Origin of the sequence: Arthrobacter alkaliphilus (genome assembly GCF_021483235.1) — a bacterium.
In the GTDB taxonomy this organism is placed as follows: domain Bacteria; phylum Actinomycetota; class Actinomycetes; order Actinomycetales; family Micrococcaceae; genus Arthrobacter; species Arthrobacter alkaliphilus.
On sequence record NZ_JAKEEC010000001.1, the window covers coordinates 246951 to 266814 of the forward strand.

15 protein-coding genes are annotated in these 19864 nt (G+C 64.7%); 7 read left to right on the plus strand and 8 right to left on the minus strand.

Annotated elements, in window-relative coordinates; translation table 11 throughout:
- Positions 1-177 precede the first annotated feature (177 nt).
- A complete protein-coding gene (locus L0B83_RS01200; RefSeq protein WP_234756223.1) occupies positions 178-1677 on the plus strand; it encodes an OmpL47-type beta-barrel domain-containing protein in 1500 nt (499 codons plus the stop codon).
- A 9-nt stretch (positions 1678-1686) separates the two neighbouring features.
- On the opposite strand, the gene L0B83_RS01205 is transcribed toward L0B83_RS01200, so the two are convergent.
- Both L0B83_RS01205 and mfd read right to left on the minus strand, forming a co-directional pair.
- Positions 1687-2493 (minus strand): metal-dependent hydrolase, encoded by an 807-nt coding sequence (locus L0B83_RS01205; protein WP_234756225.1) that lies wholly within the window; start codon positions 2491-2493, stop codon positions 1687-1689.
- Between the two features lie 3 nt (positions 2494-2496).
- Entirely contained in the window at positions 2497-6210 is a 3714-nt protein-coding gene (mfd, locus tag L0B83_RS01210; RefSeq protein ID WP_234756227.1) for a transcription-repair coupling factor, read from the minus strand.
- Positions 6211-6366: 156 nt separating this feature from the next.
- Here mfd and L0B83_RS01215 point away from each other — a divergent pair, with 156 nt between their 5' ends.
- The 3 genes from L0B83_RS01215 to nhaA all read left to right on the plus strand — a co-directional run bounded on the left by L0B83_RS01215 (position 6367) and on the right by nhaA (position 8503).
- Positions 6367-6864 carry a DUF2505 domain-containing protein gene (locus L0B83_RS01215; protein WP_234756229.1) on the plus strand — a complete coding sequence of 166 codons (498 nt, stop codon included), beginning with the start codon at positions 6367-6369 and terminating at the stop codon, positions 6862-6864.
- Position 6865: 1 nt separating this feature from the next.
- On the plus strand, positions 6866-7087 hold the full coding sequence (locus L0B83_RS01220) for an SCO4848 family membrane protein (RefSeq protein WP_234756230.1): 222 nt from the start codon (positions 6866-6868) through the stop codon (positions 7085-7087).
- Positions 7088-7195: 108 nt separating this feature from the next.
- Positions 7196-8503 (plus strand): Na+/H+ antiporter NhaA, encoded by a 1308-nt coding sequence (nhaA, locus tag L0B83_RS01225; RefSeq protein ID WP_234756231.1) that lies wholly within the window; start codon positions 7196-7198, stop codon positions 8501-8503.
- A gap of 336 nt (positions 8504-8839) precedes the next feature.
- Here the strand turns inward: nhaA and L0B83_RS01230 are convergent, their stop codons facing one another.
- The 4 genes from L0B83_RS01230 to L0B83_RS01245 all read right to left on the minus strand — a co-directional run bounded on the left by L0B83_RS01230 (position 8840) and on the right by L0B83_RS01245 (position 13642).
- Entirely contained in the window at positions 8840-8977 is a 138-nt protein-coding gene (locus tag L0B83_RS01230) for a hypothetical protein (protein WP_234756232.1), read from the minus strand.
- A gap of 83 nt (positions 8978-9060) precedes the next feature.
- On the minus strand, positions 9061-9558 hold the full coding sequence (gene sufU, locus L0B83_RS01235; RefSeq protein ID WP_234756233.1) for a Fe-S cluster assembly sulfur transfer protein SufU: 498 nt from the start codon (positions 9556-9558) through the stop codon (positions 9061-9063).
- Positions 9555-10889 carry an aminotransferase class V-fold PLP-dependent enzyme gene (locus L0B83_RS01240; RefSeq protein ID WP_234756234.1) on the minus strand — a complete coding sequence of 445 codons (1335 nt, stop codon included), beginning with the start codon at positions 10887-10889 and terminating at the stop codon, positions 9555-9557. Before L0B83_RS01240 ends, sufU begins: the two co-directional genes overlap by 4 nt.
- A 101-nt stretch (positions 10890-10990) precedes the next feature.
- The gene (locus tag L0B83_RS01245) at positions 10991-13642 is read right to left on the minus strand and encodes a helix-turn-helix transcriptional regulator (protein ID WP_234756235.1); all 2652 of its coding nucleotides are present in this window, start codon (positions 13640-13642) and stop codon (positions 10991-10993) included.
- A gap of 441 nt (positions 13643-14083) precedes the next feature.
- Between L0B83_RS01245 and L0B83_RS01250 the strand changes: the two genes are divergently transcribed.
- Positions 14084-15196, plus strand: coding sequence for a hypothetical protein (locus L0B83_RS01250; RefSeq protein WP_234756236.1), 1113 nt, complete (start codon positions 14084-14086; stop codon positions 15194-15196).
- A 126-nt stretch (positions 15197-15322) separates the two neighbouring features.
- Here L0B83_RS01250 and L0B83_RS01255 read toward each other — a convergent pair whose 3' ends face one another.
- Both L0B83_RS01255 and L0B83_RS01260 read right to left on the minus strand, forming a co-directional pair.
- Positions 15323-16702: a glycosyltransferase family 2 protein gene (locus tag L0B83_RS01255; protein WP_234756238.1), complete on the minus strand. Its 1380-nt coding sequence runs from the start codon at positions 16700-16702 to the stop codon at positions 15323-15325.
- Positions 16699-17880 (minus strand): polysaccharide deacetylase family protein, encoded by a 1182-nt coding sequence (locus L0B83_RS01260; protein ID WP_234756576.1) that lies wholly within the window; start codon positions 17878-17880, stop codon positions 16699-16701. The genes L0B83_RS01255 and L0B83_RS01260 overlap by 4 nt, the downstream gene beginning before the upstream one ends.
- On the opposite strand from L0B83_RS01260, the gene L0B83_RS01265 reads away from it, so the two are divergent.
- Together L0B83_RS01265 and L0B83_RS01270 are read left to right on the plus strand one after the other, a co-directional pair.
- Positions 17828-18136 carry a hypothetical protein gene (locus L0B83_RS01265; protein WP_234756621.1) on the plus strand — a complete coding sequence of 103 codons (309 nt, stop codon included), beginning with the start codon at positions 17828-17830 and terminating at the stop codon, positions 18134-18136. The genes L0B83_RS01260 and L0B83_RS01265 overlap by 53 nt on opposite strands.
- A gap of 501 nt (positions 18137-18637) precedes the next feature.
- On the plus strand, positions 18638-19774 hold the full coding sequence (locus L0B83_RS01270) for a chitinase (RefSeq protein ID WP_234756240.1): 1137 nt from the start codon (positions 18638-18640) through the stop codon (positions 19772-19774).
- Positions 19775-19864 lie beyond the last annotated feature (90 nt).

Sequence of the window (19864 nt, forward strand, 5' to 3'; positions counted from 1 at the left end):
CACTACCACGGGCGTGACGTTCAACGCTCCGGCCGCTCCCTTGACACCGGCGGTGTCCATACCGGCCAATTCCTCCATACTCATCACCCTTCCCGGCGCGGCAACCATGTCAACGGCTTCCCAATCCAGCTGCCAAGGCGCCGTGTTCCACCTTCCAGTGACAATGGCGGTCCGCAAATGATCACGCCCCAGCAGCCCGTACACCGCGAACGTAGGAAAGCCCTGCGCCGTCGCGCCACATGGACGCTGCTTGCGGTGCTCTTCATCTCGTGGGGCGGGCCGGCAGCCAACGCCTTCTGGCAGACGCTCAGCAGCAGCAACTTCGGCGCGGCAAAAGCGGACAGCCTGCCGCAGGGCAGCGTACCAACCGCTTCACTGAGCGGCACGAATGTCACCCTCAGCTGGGCCGCGGCGACCACCCCGGGCGGACACCCGGCCAGTGGCTACACGGTCGCCCGCTACTCAGGCGCCTCAGGCGGGACCCAAGTGGCCGCGGGAGGCGGTTGCGCGGGCACGGTAACCGCCCTCAGCTGCACCGAACAAAGCGTGCCGGGCGGGACCTGGTACTACGCGGTCACCCCCGTCATTTCCCTCTGGACAGGCGCGGAGAGCGCACGGAGCGGTGGCGTCATTAGTGATTCGACGCCACCTACCATCAGCGTCAGCTCAATCTCCCCGACGCCGAATGGCGCAGGCTACAACAACACCAGTACGGTAACCGTGAACCTGAGCGCCGTGGACAACACAGGCGGCTCCGGCGTCGCGAGCATCAACTACACGGTCGACGGCGGCAGCCAAGTTACGGTCAACGCGTCCACAGCGGCAGTGAATGTCAGCGGCAACGGAACCCACACCGTATCCTTCTTCGCCACGGACGTCGCGGGGAACTCCAGCACCCCGCAAACCCAGACGATCAAGATCGATAGCGTAGCTCCCGTCGTGGGGGTCGCATCAATCTCCCCCACGCCAAATTCCCTGGGCTACAACAAGGCAAGCCCGGTGACAGTCAACCTCAGCGCGACGGACTCCGGCGGCTCGGGCGTCGCGAACATCAAATTCGCCATCGACGGCGGCAGCCAAGTCTCCGTCACCGGTGCCACAGCTGCAGTGAACATCGGCGGCGAAGGCACGCACACGCTGTCCTACTTCGCGACCGACATCGCAGGGAACACCAGCAACGCCCAGACCCAGACTGTCACGATCGACACCACCGCCCCGACGGTCAGCGCCGTCACGATGGCCAACGGCGGCACGGCCAAGACAGCCGATAGCGGCGACACGCTCACCATCGTCTTTTCGACGGACATGGACGCACACACCCTGTGCAGTGGCTGGAATTCCACCTCCGCCACCCAGTCAGTCACCGGCACCGCGAGCATCAGCACTGGCAACGTACTGACGTTCTTCAGTTCGAGCTGCACGGCACCCGCATTTGGCAGCGTCTCCCTCAATGCCGCCTACAACAAAGGCACTGCGGCGCGGACCTTCGCGGCGACCATGGACTGGACCCAGTCCACCGGGACGCTGGTCATCACGTTCACCTCCAACGGCTCGGGTGGTACGGCGGGAACTAGCCTTTCACCGGCTACTCCGGTTTACAGTCCGGCACCGGGTGCAGCGGACAAGGCAGGCAACGCAGTGGGAACCGTCAGCGCCGGTGGACCATCCAAGTTCTAAATTCCACCGTCAACCACCCGGCCCCACCACGAGGGCCAGGAGTGCCGGCCACTGGTTTCGGAGCAACGCCCACGCCGCCTGGCCAAGCCCAACCATGGCGTAGCCGCTCACGGGAATCAGGACCAGCCATTCCCTCCGCGAACCGGCCCGTCCGAGCAGGGGAATGGAGAATGCGCCGTTGGACCGCCAGATCCCGCTGACCAGGGGCAGCTGGCGCCAGAACTTCGGCGGCTTGATGACGATGGGCCACAGCAACGGCACTCCCCCGACCGTGATCATGTCGCCCACAATGTGGACCACGACGCCGGTGAGCATGGCCAAGGGCAGCCAGCTCCACTGGTGCGGGGCGAACCACGTGACCAGCCCGGCCATGACAAGGGCGAACACCCAGTTGGCGATCCACCCCGAGTTGGGGAACAGCTTGAGGGCTTTGGCGGCCAGGTTGATCATGAACATGCACAACAGCCCCGCGCCCACGGACAAACGGCCCACCGGAGTACCCAGCTGGAACTGGGCCGCCATAGCCGCGAGAACAACAAACGCCGATGCGCCCAGCAGTGAATGTGTTCCCTGCCGGTGCCCTCCGCTGGCCTTCTCGATCCCGACGGCGATGACGTTGGACAGCGGCGGCAGGGCGTGGGCGATGGTGCTTGAGCGGTGGTCCCAATCGCACACGAGCGCGGTTCCCGCCGTCGTCATCGCTCCGATGAGGACGCCGGCGGCGTCGAGCGGGTACCAGCCCAGTGCGTACGGGCCGGTCGAGGCGATAGCTATCCACGCCGCGGCCCCGGACGCGGCGTGGTGTCCTCCCATCATCGCTTAGCCTGCGGTCGGCGTGGCGGGCGCAGTCGAAAATACTGCGTCGATCACGTTGTTGGCCCACTCCAGGATTTCGGCGTCCTGCAGGTCGCGGCCGCCGATCCGCGCCGTCTTCGGTTTGGGGATCAGCACGGCGTCCAAGGCCGGCTTGACCTGCGAACCCGGGTACATGCGGTTGAGCCGCATAACCTTCGACTCGGGCAACTGGGCGGGCGAGAAGCGGATGAAGTTTCCTTGGAGCGCGACGTCGGACAGCCCGGCCTCGCGGGCGCCCACCCTGAAGCGGGCCACGGCAATGAGGTTTTGGGCCGGCAGCGGCGGCTCGCCGTAGCGGTCCACGAGTTCGGCCAAGACCTCGTCGATCGCCTCGTTGGTGATGGCGGCTGCCAGTTTCCGGTAGGCCTCCAGGCGCAGGCGTTCGCCCGGCACGTAGTCGTGCGGCAAGTGGGCATTGACTGGCAGCTCGATCTTCATTTCGGCTGCCTTCTCTTCAGCCTCGCCGCGGTACTCGGCCACGGCTTCGCCCACCAGGCGGATGTACAGATCGAAGCCGACCCCTTGGATGTGCCCGGACTGTTCCCCGCCGAGGAGGTTGCCTGCGCCTCGGATTTCGAGGTCCTTCATGGCCAGTTGCATGCCCGCGCCGAGCTCGTTGTGGGTAGCGACCGCCTTGAGCCGTTCCAGGGCAACTTCGCCCAAGGGCTTCTCCGAAGGGTAGAGGAAATACGCGTACGCGCGTTCGCGGCCACGTCCCACGCGGCCGCGCAGCTGGTGGAGTTGGGAGAGCCCGTACTTGTCTGCGCCATCCACAATGAGCGTGTTGGCATTGGAGATGTCCAGGCCGGTCTCGATGATGGTGGTGCAGACCAGGACGTCGAAGCGCTTCTCCCAGAAGTCCACGATGATCTTTTCGAGGCGGCTCTCGGACATCTGCCCGTGAGCAACTTCCACCCGGGCCTCGGGGACGAGTTCGCGGATCTGGGCAGCGATGCGCTCAATCGAGGAGACCCGGTTGTGGACGAAGAACACTTGGCCTTCGCGCATGAGCTCACGCCGGATGGCCGCGGAAGTCTGCTTGTTGGTGAACGGCCCCACGTAGGTCAGCACCGGGTGCCGCTCCTCCGGCGGCGTGGCCAGCGTGGACGTTTCGCGGATCCCCGTGAGGGACATCTCCAAGGTACGCGGGATGGGCGTGGCGCTCATCGCCAGGACGTCCACGTTGGTGCGCATCTTCTTGAGGGCTTCCTTGTGCTCCACGCCGAAGCGCTGTTCCTCATCCACGATCACCAGGCCAAGGTCCTTGAACTCGAAGTCCTTGGACAGGAGCCGGTGCGTGCCGATGACCACATCCACGGAGCCGTTCTTGACTCCCTCCATGGTTTCCTTGGCTTCCTTCGCGCCTTGGAACCGTGACAGCGGCTTGACGCGCAGGGGGAATCCGGAGAAGCGCTCGGTGAAGGTCTCATAGTGCTGCTGGGCGAGCAGCGTGGTGGGAACCAGCACCGCGACCTGCTTCCCGTCCTGCACGGCCTTGAACGCGGCCCGGACCGCGATTTCCGTCTTTCCGTAGCCGACGTCGCCCGAGACCAGGCGGTCCATGGGGATCTCGCGTTCCATGTCGGCCTTGACTTCGTTGATGGTGGTCAACTGGTCCGGGGTTTCCACGTACGGGAAGGCTTCTTCCAGTTCGCGCTGCCAAGGCGTGTCCGGTGCGAAGGCGTGTCCGCGGGAGGCCATGCGTGCCGAGTACAGCCTGATGAGCTCGCCCGCGATTTCCTTCACGGCCTTGCGGGCCTTGGACTTGGTGCTCGCCCAGTCCGCCCCGCCCATCTTGCTCAACGACGGCGTGTCGCCCCCGACGTAGCGGGTCACTTGGTCCAGCTGGTCTGTCGGCACGAAAAGCCGGTCGCCGGGGGCTCCACGCTTGGACGCCGCGTACTCGAGCACGAGGTACTCGCGAAGACCGCCGTCTTCTCCGGGCGAACCCGCAGAACCAGCCACCTTCCGTTGGATCAGCTCCACGAACTTCCCGATCCCGTGCTGTTCGTGGACCACGAAGTCGCCGGCGTGCAGCTGCAGGGGGTCCACTGCGTTGCGCCGCTTCGAGGGCATGCGCCGCATGTCTTTCGTGGACCCGGCCGAGGTGCGGCCCAGGAGGTCGGCTTCCGTGAGGAGCCCCAGCTTGAGCCCGTCCAGCACAAAACCGCGTCCGACGGCGGCCGTAGTCACCTCGATGATGCCGGCCTGGGGTTCGTGGGCCAGGGAATCGACCCGGGAACACGGAATGTCGGCATCATGGAACAACTCGGCGAGGCGCTGGGCAGGGCCCGGCCCGTCCGTGGCCACCACGATGCGCCATTGGTCGCGCACGTGGGAGCCGATGAACTCGAGCATCTCAGCGACGTCGCCCTGGTAGCCGCGCGGTTCGCGGGCGTGCAGGTTCAGGACATCGATGTCGAGGACCAGTTCTTCGTCCGTCGCCAAGGAGGTGATGGACCACCAGGACACGCCGTGGGCCAGTGCCGCGCTCCGGGTGTCCGTCAAGGATTGGAAGCTGGCCGCGTTCAAAGCCGAGGCCGCCTGGGAGCCCAGTACCGAGTCGAGATCGAGGGGGGCCGTCCCGCCGTCGGACGCCGTGGACCAAGCTGCCTCAAGGAACTCCTCGTTGGTGGCCGCGAGGTCATGGGCGCGGGTCCGGACCTTCTCCGGCTCGATGACTACGCCGATGGAACCGGCCGGCAATTGGTCCACGAAAGGCACCATGGCGTCCACCAGCACCGGAGCCAGGGACTCCATGCCTTCGACGGCGATCCCGCCCGCGATCTTTTCCAACATGTCCGCGGCGGCCGGCATCCCGGCCTTGAGCTTGGCGGCCCGGGACATGACCGATGGTGTGATGAGGATTTCCCGGCAGGGCGGGGCGTGCAGTTCGCTTGGGTGGTGCACGGCCGGGCCAGAGAGTGAACGCTGGTCCGCCACAGCGAACCACCGCATCTGGTCCACCTCGTCGCCGAAGAATTCCACCCGGATCGGGTGGTCCTCGGTGGGCGGGAAAACGTCCAGAATACCGCCCCTGACGGCGAATTCCCCACGGTGGGTCACCATGTCCACGCGCGAGTAGGCAGCGTCGGCAAGGCGGCGAACGACGTCGCTAAAGGGCACTTCCTGCCCCACGCGCAACGTCACCGGGACCAGCTCTCCGAGGCCCGCCACGACCGGCTGGACCACTGCGCGAACCGGCGCCACCACCACCCGCAAGGGGCCCGCCGTCGAACTCTCCGGGTGGGCCAATCGGCGGAGGACCGAGAGCCTGCGGCCCACCGTGTCCGAGCGCGGGGAGAGCCGCTCGTGCGGCAGCGTTTCCCAGCTGGGAAAGGCCGCCACCGAGTCCGCCGGAAGATAGGCGCCCAAGGCCGCGGTGAGGTCCTCCGCTTCGCGGCCAGTCGCCGTCACGGCCAGCACCACGGCACTGTCCTCCCGGTCCAGGGTCGCAAGGCCGTCCGCCATTTCCGCGAGCAGCGCGGCCCGCAAGCCCGCAGGGGCGCTGATCTGGTAGTCGCTGCTGCGTTCGGCAAAGGTCCGTGAGGCCTCGGGCCGGACCCGCGCGAAGGTCTTGTCCTCAGCCAGGGCCCGACGCAATCCGTCAAGGGATGGGACGGTGCCGGCGGGACTGATTCCTGGATTGACCGCTGACGGTTGGCCTTTGGGGCTCATGGATGGCTCTCCTGGAACGGGGAAGTCGGATCGGGAAGGCAGCACGAAAACCCGAAATTCTCTCGAATCCCGGGGCGTTCCTAGCCTACCCCGACCACACCGTAGGATGTTTGGGAGCCGCAAGAGCTTTCAATCGAGATATTCACGGAGGACCCCATGGCCCTGAACGCATCCACCACCCTGCCCTACGGCGTCGACCGCGTAACCGCTACTTTCATCGACGAAGACTTCCTGCGCCACACGAGCGAGTATGTCGGCGGCACCTTGGAATCCTTCCAGATCGACGGCGACACCTCCGGCGCCTTCACGACCGTCGCGGTCCGCACCCTGCCCACCACCCGCCTGCCCGAGATTGCCCGGAAGTTCGTCGGCGAGAAGCTTACTGTCACCCAGACCGAGAAGTGGGACGCCCCGACCGCCGACGGCTCGCGGACCAGCAACATCACCCTGAAGATCTCGGGCGCACCGCTGGATGTCACCGCGACCCAGCGCTTGGTGGCCGACGGCGGCAGCACCCGTGTCGAGCTCGAAGGCGCCGTCACGTCGTCGGTTCCGTTCCTCGGCGGCAAGATCGCCGACGCAGCCGAACCGATGGTGGGCAAGGCCTTGAACATCCAGTCCCAGCAGGCCCAGGCCTGGCTCGAAAGCCACTAGCATGCAGCTGGCTGCCGGGCTCTCGATCGTACTGATCGTCGCCGGAGCATGGTCGCTCATCGTGTGGCCACAGTTCCTGCGCCGGGTCATGTCGGACCCCCGTGCCCGCGATGCCAACGGGAAGGCCACGAAGTTCCTCACGGTCCACGTCGTGCTGGTCACCATCTCCATGGTGCTCGGACTCGCGACGGCGGTCATTGGCATCGTGGGGCTTCTCGCGTAGTCCCAACCCTCGGCGGGGTGGCAACCGTTCCGCTAAAATTGAGCACAGGTGCGCCGGGAAGTCTGGTCGGCAATAGTTTTGCCGACCCCGCACTCCCCTAGGAGCCTCATGGCGAACCGCCCGCGCGCCGCTGCCCCGTCGAGGGTCTTCAGCCGATCCAGCTTCCCGGAATATCAACGGGTCCTGGCTATTCTGCGCACGGAAACCGTTGGTGGCGCACTTTTGCTCGGCGCGACCGTGGCCGCGCTCGTGTGGGCGAACTCGCCCCTTGCCAATGGCTACTTCGCGCTGCGCGACATCACGGCGGGCTACGCACCCTGGCATCTTGAACTGAGTTTGGGCCACTGGGCCTCGGACGGGCTCCTGGCCGTTTTCTTCTTCATCGCGGGGCTGGAGCTCAAGCGTGAATTTGTGGCCGGGGAACTGCGGAGACCGGCAAAAGCGGTCGTCCCGGTGGCGGCGGCAGCCGGTGGCGTGGTCCTTCCCGCGCTCATTTACGTGGTCATCAATCTCGCGTCGGGCACGGAGACGCTCAAGGGCTGGGCCATCCCTACCGCCACCGACATCGCTTTTGCCCTGGCCGTCCTGGCGGTCATCAACACGCATTTGCCCGCGGCACTGCGGACCTTCCTGCTGACACTGGCGGTGGTGGACGACTTGATTGCCATCGGCATCATTGCCTTCTTCTACTCGGACGGCCTCGAGCCCGTCATGCTTCTGGCCGCTGCCGTGCCGCTGGCCCTCTTTACCCTGCTGGTCCAGAAACGCGTCCGCAGCTGGTACCTACTGCTCCCTCTGGCGGCGACCACGTGGGCGTTCGTCCATGCCTCGGGAATCCACGCCACAGTGGCCGGGGTCCTGCTCGCGTTCGCCGTACCCGTCGCGGCCTCGGGCAGGAAGGGCGAGCCGGCGTCCGGGCTGGCCGAAAGCTTCGAACACCGCATGCGCCCCTTCTCCGCCGGCTTTGCGGTTCCAGTGTTCGCGTTTTTCTCGGCCGGGGTAGCCCTGGGCGGCACCGAGGGACTGGGAGCTGCCCTGCGGGATCCTGTTTCGGTCGGCATTGTCCTGGCCCTCGTGGCGGGTAAGACGGTTGGAGTTTTCGGCACCACATTCCTCATCACCAAGACCACCCGTGCTCGGCTGGATGAGGGCCTCAAGTGGATCGACGTCGCAGGCTTGGCGATGCTGGCGGGCGTCGGATTCACCGTTTCCCTCCTGATCGCCGAGCTGGGCTTCGGCTCCGGTTCCGTGCACAATGACCACGCGAAAGTGGCCATCCTGGCCGGTTCGCTCGCCGCTGCGGTGCTTGCCGCCGTCGTCCTCAAAGCCCGTAACCGGCACTACCGCCGCGTTGCGCGGGAGGAACAAAGGGACGACGACGGCGATGGCGTCCCTGACGTTTTTACCCGCGCCTGAGGTGGCGGGACGGACACGAGTAGCCCGTACTTTAATTGGAGTAATGCCCTTTTCAATTGGGGTGGTTGGCACGCTGTTTGGCCGGTATCGGCAGGAATACCTTGCTGCTATGGACGCGAATAGTATGGAACGGGTGTGGCATGGGGCCCACAGGAAAGCCCATGAGAAGAACTGGTCGTTGATCTATATTTGGGCAATTCTGGGTCTCATGACAATTTGGGTGTTCATCGCAGCGGTACCCAAATGATGCGATAACTAAACCATTGGTACAAAAAGCTTGGACCGGTGGGTCCGAGCTTTTCTTTGCGCAGCATGGCCGAGTTGAAGCATTGGGCCTTACTGCACGAATCCCGCGATGGCGGCAAGAACCGTCGCGACGACGAGGGTGAGCAACAACCCCACAACAACGAATTCCGCCCGGCGGACCCTGTGCTGGCTACGGCGCCATTCGCGCCTGCTCTCCAAGATGATCATGCTTCGAGGCTAAGACCGGACCAGGGCCCGAAATAGAGTGGACGGTACTCGACCTCGACCCATGCACGCTAGAGAGACCGGTGCTACCCCTGCCCCGCCTCGGCCTGGCGCAGCGCGTCCTCGGCAGCAACCCACGCGAGCATGGCGCACTTTACCCGGGCAGGATACTTAGCAACACCGGCCAAGGCGGCCGCGTCGTGGAGCAGGTCCTCATCGGCTTCCAGCTTGCCGCGCGAACGCATCAGTTCCCGGAAATGATCGATCGTGTGTCGAAGTGACACCGGAGACATGCCGGGGGCGATTTCACTGAGTATGGAAGCCGACGCCATCGAAATGGCGCAACCGTCACCGTCCCAATGGATTTCCGTGACGGTCTGTCCTTCTCCGGCGGTGCCAAGGCTCAGCCGGAGGGTGATTTCGTCGCCGCAAACAGGATTGAGCTGGTGGCTTTGTCCGGTGTGGCTCTGTTCGCCACCGGAGGGTCCTGTTGCGGGAGCCGGAAGGCGGGCGAGGTCTCCGCCGCTGCGCACCTTCGAATGCTCCAGGATGAGCTCTTGGTAGAGCGAGTCCAGGCCGCTCATGATGTGGCTCCGGCAGCCGTCACGCCGAAGTAGGGCCTGATCCGGGCAACCGCATCCACCAACAGGTCAACTTCGTCGAATGTGGTGTACAGGTAGGTACTGGCCCGCGTCGAGGCGCTCAGGCCCAGCCTGCGGTGCAGGGGCTGGGCGCAATGGTGGCCCACCCGGACAGCGATGCCCAGCTCGTCGAGGTACTGCCCGACGTCGTGCGCGTGCACTCCGGCGACGTCGAACGCGGCAAGACCGGTCCGTTCTTCTCCCGGCCCGGGCCCCAGCACGCGCACGCCGTCGATGGCGCTGAGGCCGGTGACAAGCCTTTGGCCAAGCTCTGCCTCACGAAGGGCAATCCGCTCCATTCCCGTTTCGCTGAGGTAGTTCGCCGCGGCGGCAAGGGCCACAGCTTGCGAAATAGGCTGGGTTCCGGCCTCGAAACGCTGGGGGGCGGGCAGGTATTGGGCTTCTTCCATGGTCACCGTCGTGATCATGGAACCGCCGGTCAGGAACGGTGGCAAGGCGTTGAGCAGTTCACTGCGGCCGTAGACCGCGCCGATTCCCGTAGGCCCCAGCATCTTGTGGCCGGAGAACACTGCGAAGTCCACGTCCAGCGCCTTGAAGTCCAAGGGCAGGTGCGGTGCGGACTGGCAGGCGTCCAGGACCACGAGGGCGCCCACTTCCCGCGCCATTCCAGCCAACACGTCGACGGGATTGATGTTGCCCAGGACGTTCGAAGTGTGGGTGAAGGCCAGGATCCGGGTGCGCGGGGTGATGAGGCGTGCTGCTTCCTCGAGGCGCAGCGCACCGGCGTCGTCGATTGGAATGTACTTCAGGCTCGCTCCGGTCCGCCGGCACAGTTCCTGCCACGGAATCAGGTTGGCGTGGTGTTCCATTTCGGTGACCAGGACTTCGTCGCCCGGCTTAAGGGCGAAGCGCCCGGCGTCCCCGCCAGCCCGGCCTACGCTGGCATTCGAAAACGAATAGGCCAGAAGGTTCAGCCCCGCGGTGGCGTTGGCGGTCCAGATCAGCTCATCGTCCTCCGCGCCGACAAAGCGTGCCACGGTGGCACGCGCGTCCTCGAAGGCGTCCGTAGCCTCTACCGCGAGGTGGTGCGCTCCGCGATGGACGGCCGAGTTCCGCTGCTCATAGAACTCCTGCTCGGCCTCAAACACGCTCCGGGGATTCTGCGAGGTAGCCCCCGAATCCAGGTAGACCAGCGGTTTGCCGTTGATTTCCTGCCCGAGGACGGGGAAGTCGTTGCGGATGCGGCCGACTTCATCATCATCGAGTGCAGAAACCTGGGCATCTCCCCGCGCAGGGGTGGAAACCATTGTCAAAACCGGTGCTCCTTGTCAGGACTTCGTGGCAATCGCCCGCGACTGACCGCCAGGACTGGCGGCGTCACCTAGTAATTGTCCCACCAATGGGAGCGTTGGCCCTACTCCTCGGGTTTCGCCAGCTCGTCCCACAGTTCGGAAAGCTTCTGCCTTCGGGACACTCCGAGCTTGCCGTAAACCCGTTGCAGGTGGGCGTTGACCGTGTTCACGGCGATACCCAGGCGGGCAGCCACCTCCGCGCTGCTCAGTCCGGAGGCAACCAGGGCAGTCACTTCGCGTTCGCGCTGCGAGAGCTTCACGACGCCGGAAAGCGCCGAGGATCCGGCCTCCGGGCCGGCCGGATGGGGCTCTTCGAAGACGAAAGGCTCCTCCTGGTCCGGTACGTGCCGGGGTTCGCCAGTGCTTAGCTGTGCTGTACCCATTTCCTGTCCTGCTTCCTGTCCCGACGGCATGCCGGACTCGGCACTCCACACCAGCTCGGACACGCCGGCCCCCAGCTGCCGGTCTCCCCGGCTGCCGGTACGGGCCGCAAGGCCGAGATTCAACATTTCAAGCGCACGGTGCCCCTTCTTGGCGGCAGACCCGGCAAGTTGGAGCAGCTTCCGGTGCGAGTGCTCAGCACCAATCAGCACCGACCGGGCGGCGGACGAATAGCTTTCGGCGAGCTGGGAGGCAAGATAGTTCCCTCCGCTGGCGCGCGAATCGTAGGCGGCCAGAGCGCGACGCACCTGGTTGACGTCGCCCAGCAACCACGCAGCCGCGGCGAGTCCGCCCAAGGCCGGTGGGAGGAGCCCGTCAGGGTCGGCTTCATCCAGCCGGGCCTTGGCCTGGCGGAACTGTTCACATGCCAGTTCCAGGCTCCCCTGCCTGGCAAGTACCAGCGCCCGGTAGAGGTGCGCTGAGCCACCGAAATAGCTCATCCGGTTGCTGAAGCTGGAACTTCCCGCGCAGAACATTTCCGGGCCTCCCCATTGCCCGCGCCAGATCAGGTTGGATCCATGGATGGTCAGGATGGTGGAGTGGAAGTCCACGGGGCAACGCGGCAGCCGCCCCACGGCTTCCAGGGCCAGGGTCGAGAGTGCGATGGCGTCCGCGAAACGTCCGCTGACAGCGAGCCCTTGGGAAACGAGCGCCATCAACAGCACCCCGGCCTGGGTTGGCGGCGGTGGCGGATGGCTCTCCGTGCGCAATCCGGGATCCACTAGCTGGCTGTGGCACAGCCTTTGGAACAAGTCAGTGTTCCCTGAAGGCCAGCTACCGTTCTGGGCATCCAGGTACAGCTGGAGGACGTCCAGTTCGTCCCGGACGGCTGCAAAATCTTTCGGCTCACCGCGCTGGATGCCGACGGCGGCAGCCTCCAACCGCCGTCGCGCATCATTGAGGGTCGCCTGCAGCACACTGGCTCCCGGCGACGTCGGCAGAAGCGCATGCAGCAGAAGCCACACGGCGTGGGCGAAGTCCAGGGTGAGGACGTCGGGAGTGTTTGCCACCAAACCCTTCAAGACCGTCACAGCTCCGGCGAAGTCCCGGGTTTGGTAGAGCGCCCTTGCAAGTTCCACGCCGGCAACCAGTCCGAGTTCGGGCGCCCGCACCGCTTCCGCGGCCCGCCGGGCCCTCCGGTTGTCGTGAAGGTCGTTTGCGGCAATGGCCACGGCCAAAAGATCGGCGTCGGGCACCGGCAAACCGCTTGCCTGTTCGAGGTCCACCCGACGGAACAGCGACCAGAGTGAATCATCGGCAACAGTTGAGGACGCCGCGTAGATGCTCCGGCGAAGTTCGAGTATCCGTTCGGGTCCCAACTGCTGGCGGGCGAGCCTGGCTTCCATGGCGTGGCTGAGCGTCGCCGTCGTCTTGCCGTCTTTGAGGACCCGAATCGTCCAGTCGGCCCGCAGCGCGTCAATCGCCCGCTTTTGGCCGAGGCGTTCAAGGACGCCCACCGGTATCGGCTCCCCCACCGCCAAGATGTCCACCACCTGCCGCTGCGGCACTGAGTAGCCCTCAAGCCGGTGGCGGGTCAGCTCGAGCGCTTGCGAACCGTCCAATCGGATCGGCCCGGACAGCATCCAGGAATCCGCCTGTTCCACGATCTCGCCACGTGCTGCGGCTTCGTCAAGCAGCAACTTCGCGGTCTGCAGGTTGCCACCGGTGAGGGCATGGATGTCCCGGACCAGGCTGCGGGCAGCGCGCCCGCCGAGGCGATCCTCAAGGAATTCGCGCAGTTGCTCCTGCGTGAGATCGTCCAAGGTCACCACCGAAAGCTGCCGCGAAACCACGGATTCCATGAGTTCCATCCTCAAGGGCCGGTCCGAGCGGTGGGTGGCAATCAAGCGGATGTCCGGTTCAGCAAGCAGCTGGCTCAGGAGCCACAGGGACATGTCATCGAGGAAATCTATGTTGTCCAGGACCAGCAGGGCGGCGGATCCGGGTGTCGCTGCGTCACGAACCGCCTTTCGGCAGGCCGCCACGATGGAACCCGGCCACACTTTGGCCCTCGCCGGCAGGTCCGGAACGAGAGCCATGGCAATTCCAAACGGAATGTCCGCGAACGATTCCGAGACATTGTGGGCGATCACGCTGAAGGAACCGCCCAGCACGGAGGCCGCCGCGTCCAAGAGGGTGGTCATGCCCGAGCCCCCCGGTCCCGAGATGACGATCCCGGCCGGTTCAGGCCCGGACAAGGCAATGACAATGTCCTGGAGCTCCGCTGCCCGGATCACCGGGGGCGGGGTAGGGGTCCCTTCGGTATCGTCCATGGTCCTGTCTCATCTTCGGGCCGCCGGACACACGTTCCTGACGGCTGTGGCATGGACCGGTGTCATTTCCAAACGGTACCGTCGGGTTTCAGTCCTGGATTGAGTGGTAACTACTTGGTTTTCGGGGGCTACTTGCACGAAACATTCCCGCTCCACGGATGCTCCTGATGAGGTGCCATGGAGCCGTTTTCAGCCCGGTTTTACCGCCGCGCTTTCATCCTCTGTTACCGCTCCGTGATCTGACTGTGTAAGCTGGTCCCGCAAGAGTAAGTTCCGGCTGGCTACTTCTGGGGAGTTGAAGCGCAGCCGATTTTCGTAGCAACTCTTTCGGCACACCCCATGTGGCCGTGTTCGACGCTGCCGTATTTTCGGCTGCGGCTCGCCTTATCCATAGCTCAGGTCTCGTATGTCTATGTCCCCAACAGATATGTCACACAAAATATGAAACACCTGTTCACAGCACTCATCGCGGTGGCGCTCCTTGCCTTCGGCGGGTTCGCCACGATGTCGGCTGTCCAGTCATCACACAAATCCACCTATCAGGCCGGCGACCGCGATTCAGATTCGTGGCGGGGCTCATCGCCTTCCGCCTCATCCGCGCCAACGCGAACCGCCACGCCGGCTCCGGCGCAGGCGCCGAAGACGACGCCGACGCCGACCCCCAGCAATGTTCCGGCCGCAGCACCGTCCGGCGCGCCCGCTGCCGCCGCGCCCGCTGCCGCCGCGCCCGCTCCGGCCGCAACAGCTGCCAGCGCTCCCGCACCAACGGCGGCGCCCCTCCCTGTCACGGGAAACTACCCCCTGCACACCAATATCGTGAGCACCACCTTCTGGGTGGGAGAGATCTTCAATGCGAGCCTCTCGGACGGCTCCCAGGTCTGCTCCACCTACAACGGCCAGTGGGCATTGCAGCACACCGGGGTCAACATGGGAACCACGCCGTCCAGTGCGAGCGGTTGCCCCGGCAGCACCTACGGCGGTTGCGATGGAATCAGCTCCGGCACCGGAGCGAGCTTCACCTGCGCCACGGAACAGCGCGTAGCCAGCAATGGGTACTTCCCGCTGCACCAGCCCAAGCCTCTGCAGAACCCGTTCTACCTCGACCTCCCTTACGACGACGTCAATGACAGCGTCGCCTTCGGAGAACGTTGCAAGGTGATCCCTTGGGCCGCCGCGGACAACGCCAAGACAGGCGTCGACCACTGTGCCGACCCCAACTACAGCTACATGAAGAACGCGTGGGTCCAGATCACCGGTCCCAACGGCGGCGTTTGCTACGGACAGGTTGAGGACGCGGGCCCCTCCAGCGGTTCCCTGTACCACGATTCCGCCTACGTGTTCGGCGCGAACAACGCCCGTCCGGCCAACAAGTCCTTCTCCGGCGATCCGAGCCAGGGCGCAGGCATGGATGTCTCCCCCGCGTTGAACGGCTGCCTCGGCTTCGCTGATCTGAACGGCGACAATGACCACGTGTCGTGGCGTTTCGTTGACCGTGCCAGCGTGCCTGCCGGTCCGTGGCTCAACGTTGTCACCACTTCGGGAGTCACCCACTAACACCCCGGGACCCTGGGTCAGCAGGACACTCCCCGATACGGGCCTGCAGGACGCCCATGCCACACAGCCGCACCGGCTGGCCGGCATGGGCGTCCGCGCGTCCGCACACTTGGCCGGGGCTCTCCGCTAGCCGGCCCGCACTACGGAAGGTCCCGGCGTCGCAATTTCCTGGGGTTGGCGTTGGATCCTCCGGACGGGGCTCACCCAAACACCCGAGGAACGCGCCGAGTACGCCTTGGGCAAGACCTGGAGGCAAATGACTGCGTCGAGGATCCGCATCAGCGGAAAGAAAGGCGCCAGCAGTAAGAAGCGCGGGCTGCGCATCGAAACTGCGGCAAGGACTGTCAGGACGAAGTCCGGGAGGAAAACTCCAATGAAAACGTCCTGAGGCCGCAGGACGCCGGACAGGAAGATAAAAACCTCAGAGTGATTGCCAAAAACCCATACCTCGATGGCAGCAACGGACGATATCAGGAATGCCGGTACCAGAAGCACGAAGAACAGGCAGCTGGCTATGAGTTCGACAATGTACAGCGCCAGGACAAACCAAAATCTGCTGAATTGCAGCCCGTGCCGCCTGACGGTCTGCCAGAAACCGAGAATCCACCGCCGGACCTGCTTGATGTAGTCCTTCAGGTTGTCCGGATCCTGCGTGTAGGCAACGGCCGCGGAGGGATGGAATGCGATCCGTCCCAATTTCTTCGCATGGATTTCAAACGTCATGTTGAAGTCTTCGATCACCAGCCCCGGTGCCAGGACCTGTATCTTTGCGAGCGCGCTGGTTCTGTACATGCTGGCGAATCCGGGCACGATCGAGACCACATTTGCCCCCCGGGCTGCCTGGCCGTATTTGAGGAGCAACTGGACCACGATGTACAGGCGTTCCCGGTAGGCCACGAGGAAGCGGCCGATCGCCGTCGGAGGTGGCGGGCTCATGATCGACTTGGCGCGTCCCGCGACGGCGACGACCGTCGGATCGTCAAAAAGCGGCAAGCCGGTTTCGAGGTAGTCCGGAGTCGGGCGCGTGTCGGCGTCCAGGAGCATGACCACTTTGAACCTCTTGCACAGATCGAAGTGGGCGATGCCGGCCGCGAGTGCGCCCGCCTTGCCACGGTTCGGTTCGAGCTCAAGGACCTTCACCCCTGCGTCCCGCGCGATGTCGGCGGTGTCATCGGTGGACATGTCCGAAACAACGTGGATGTTGCGTCGAGGCACCAGGGCCGACGCGGCGAGAATGGTTTCCCTGATCACCAAGGCCTCGTTGTGGGCAGCCACGAGGACCGCCACATTTGCCGGGGAGATCCGCACTTGCTTCGCACGATGGCGTCCGCGCTGACGGCGAGGGATCGGTACGGTGGCCCCGCGCAGCAACGCGGTCCGCGCGCGGATCCGGGAGGACAGCTCCCTGACCCGCCACCATTCCTCACCTGTCAGGCGGACCAGCCCGGCAACGGACCAAAAGATCGTGCTTACCCCCAGAACCAAAAAGATCGAAAGAACTATCACGGCGACGGAGCTCCCACAGTGTCGTACATTTCGTAGTCATCGGTAGCAAGCTGGCCATCGCTGAAGAGGTTCATTCCAAAACTGATGGCCTCGGCTTCGGGCGGAACGGGCGGCGTAGTCCAGATCGCCTGCTCGTACACGGAGTTGGCTGCGAACCATGGACTGGCCGTCCAATAGGTCCACGTGCCCAGCTTGTTGCGGTAATACACCTCGAATTGCGTCTTCGCGGTGGACTGGTACCAGGCCCTGAGCGAATAGCTGTGCCCGGCAGTAACGCTCGGAGCGCATGCTCCCAGATCAAGGACGGGCAGCAGTTTGGCGTCACCGGACGAGTATTCGCTCACGTCCAGGCGCCGGGCCACGGCGCCCGAATGGCCCGGCGTCAAGGTGCTTAGGACCACGGTGTTCGTGCCATAGGACGACACCTGCCAGCATTGCGGCAACCCATACTTTCCAGCGGTTTCCAGCCCGGGATTCCGAAGGGCGTTCTGTCCTGGTGCAGCCGGCGCGGCGACCGGACCCTTCACCACGGGTTTCGCCACGCCGCCGATCACGTCATGTACCGTGCGCACGCCCATGGTCCCTTGTTGCGTCCTGGCCGTAAGCCAAGTGGCGAACTGTTCGAACAACGCGGGGCTGATGGAGCGGGGGCTGCCGCTGTTGTCGATGTCAAAGAAGGTCAACTGCAACCAGCCCCCGGCCTTTTCGGCCTGCATCACTGTCGCCTCGAGGTCGGCCAAGGTCCACTTGCTGCCTACCTCCGATGTTGCCCGGGTCCGGAACAGGTCCGCCGGGCGGACGGTTTCCGCTGCCGCGCAGTCCGGGCAGTCGACGGGAGTGGTTATCTGGCCGAGGCCACGCGCGCTGTTGTAGCCGCATCCAGCCACTTGCTCTTCCGACTGGGGCGTTGACGCCGCAAACGGATAGGCAAAAGAGGTGACCTTGAAGCCCCAGTCCGAAAGGTTTACCCGATCGTTGCAGATTTGCCTCGCCGCCTCGTCCGGCTCTACCGACGTCACATCGGCGAGGGTGAGTGTATGGCCGCCGATTTCATGTTGGTCGGCGGCCAGGCTGTGGAGGTTGTCCATAGTCATATGGTCAGCGGCTCCAACAAAGCCCGAATCGATGAAAAACGTGCCACGGAGGTGGTGGTCCTTCAAGATCCGGGCTGCCTCCATCTGGCTCGAGCGGCCCTCATCAAACGTCAGGCTGACAGATGAGAGCGGGACGGCGGAAGGCGTGGGCTCGCTGCTTTCGGACCCGGAGGGAGCCTGGCTTCTGTTGATCAGGGACGTGGCGCTTGTCATTAGGAGTAGCACCGCAATCCACGAGGCAGCCCACAGGCCTGCCCGCATCCTCGACCTGCGGAAAGGTCCCGATGATGTGGCCGTCCTCCGCGGACTCATCGCCAACCCGCCGCGCCGTGGTACCTGAAGGGGCCGGTGGCGACTGGGGGAAGCCTCGGTCTCAAAGGCTTATTCACCACCGGCCCCCGTTCAGGGGCCCTCTCCGTGAGGGCGCGCTGCCGTCCGGCAGCGCCGTCAATTGGCGCCGGCATTGTGGGAGGGACCGTGCTGCGGCCCCCAAGAGCAGGCTCGAACTCAGGGCGAACGCCTTCTTGGCTAGATCCGCCGTGTCCCAATGCCGCTCGGATCAGAGCGTCCATTTCCATTTTGAGACCCGTCTTTCCCCCGAAAACCTCAACCAACTGACATCATCAGCGTAGGAATGGGGGCGACGTCGGACACGAGTAGGCTCTACCCGTCTTTACACTCATCGGTTGCGTCCGGACGCTGCCACTACTCGGTGCCGCTACTCGTGCGAACACGCGAAACGGCGTGACCGAACGCCGGGGTCCGCGTAGGGGCGAATCCGATCTGTTCGTGGTCAAATGGTGCAATATGTTCGGTCGGAGTTTAAGGATGGCGGAAGAAGGTGCCCAAGGACCAGGCAGGAAGCATGCGGGGCTTTCTCGGTTTGTTTACCCCTGGGCATGCACCCCGCCGCCGGCTGTCGACCGTCGCCCGCGCCTGCATGGCCGCAGTCCTGGTGGTGGCGGGCATCGGAGGCTTCCTGACGTGGCGGCTGACTTCGGACGCGAACGGCGCGCCCGGACCGCCTTGGTTTTCAGGCTACGTCGACGTCACCGTGGTCCCGCAGCATCCATTCGAAACACCGCGGGGCGAGGGCACGGAGAATGTCACGCTCGCGTTCGTCGTGGCAATGGCCGGACGGCCTTGCACGCCCAGCTGGGGAAGTACGTACAGCCTTGATGACGCGAAGAATTCGCTCAAGCTCGAGGATCGCATCGCCAAGCTGCGCTCGAACGGCGGCGGGTTCGCCATTTCCTTCGGCGGGTCGGCGAACAGTGAGCTCGCCAACTCGTGCCAGAACGCCGCAGATCTGGACAGCGCCTACCGTGCCGTCGTGGGGCGGTACGACCCGAAGACCATCGACTTTGATATCGAGGGCGACAACTTGGCGGACAGCGGGGCCTGGCAGCGCAGGGCCGCGGCAATCGCTTCCCTCCAGAAAGAGCGGAGCGAGGAAGGGCGTCCCCTCTCGGTTTGGCTGACCCTGCCAGTCACTCCCCAAGGACTGACCGATGCCGGAACCTCCGCCGTCGACCAGATGCTCGCGGCCGGCGTCCAGCTGGCGGGCGTGAACATCATGACGATGAATTACGGTTCAAGCCGGAGTCCATCGCAAAGCATGCTCGATGCCGGAACCTCAGCGGCCCGGGCCACCCACGATCAGCTGAGCATCATCTATCAGCGTGCGGGGATGTCGCTCGACAGCGAGCAGACGTGGAGAAAGATGGGATTGACTCCCATGATCGGCCGGAACGACCTTCCCGGCGAGATATTTGGCCTTGACGCGGCCCGCGGATTGAACTCTTTCGCGACCAGCAAGGGGATCCAGCGGGTGTCCATGTGGTCCTTGAACAGGGACAGGCCGTGCCCCCAGGACAGCCCCGGGGCTTCGGCCAGCCACGTGTGCAGCGGGATCGATCAAGGAGACCAACGCTTCTCCGATGTGTTGAGCGCGGGATTTCACGCCAAGCTGCCCTGACCGCTTCGATCAGCAGCCGATCAGAAGAAGGTCATGTCTGGCCTGGACGGTCCGGGTTGCTCTGGTTCTTGGCTTCGGTTGGGCGTGCTA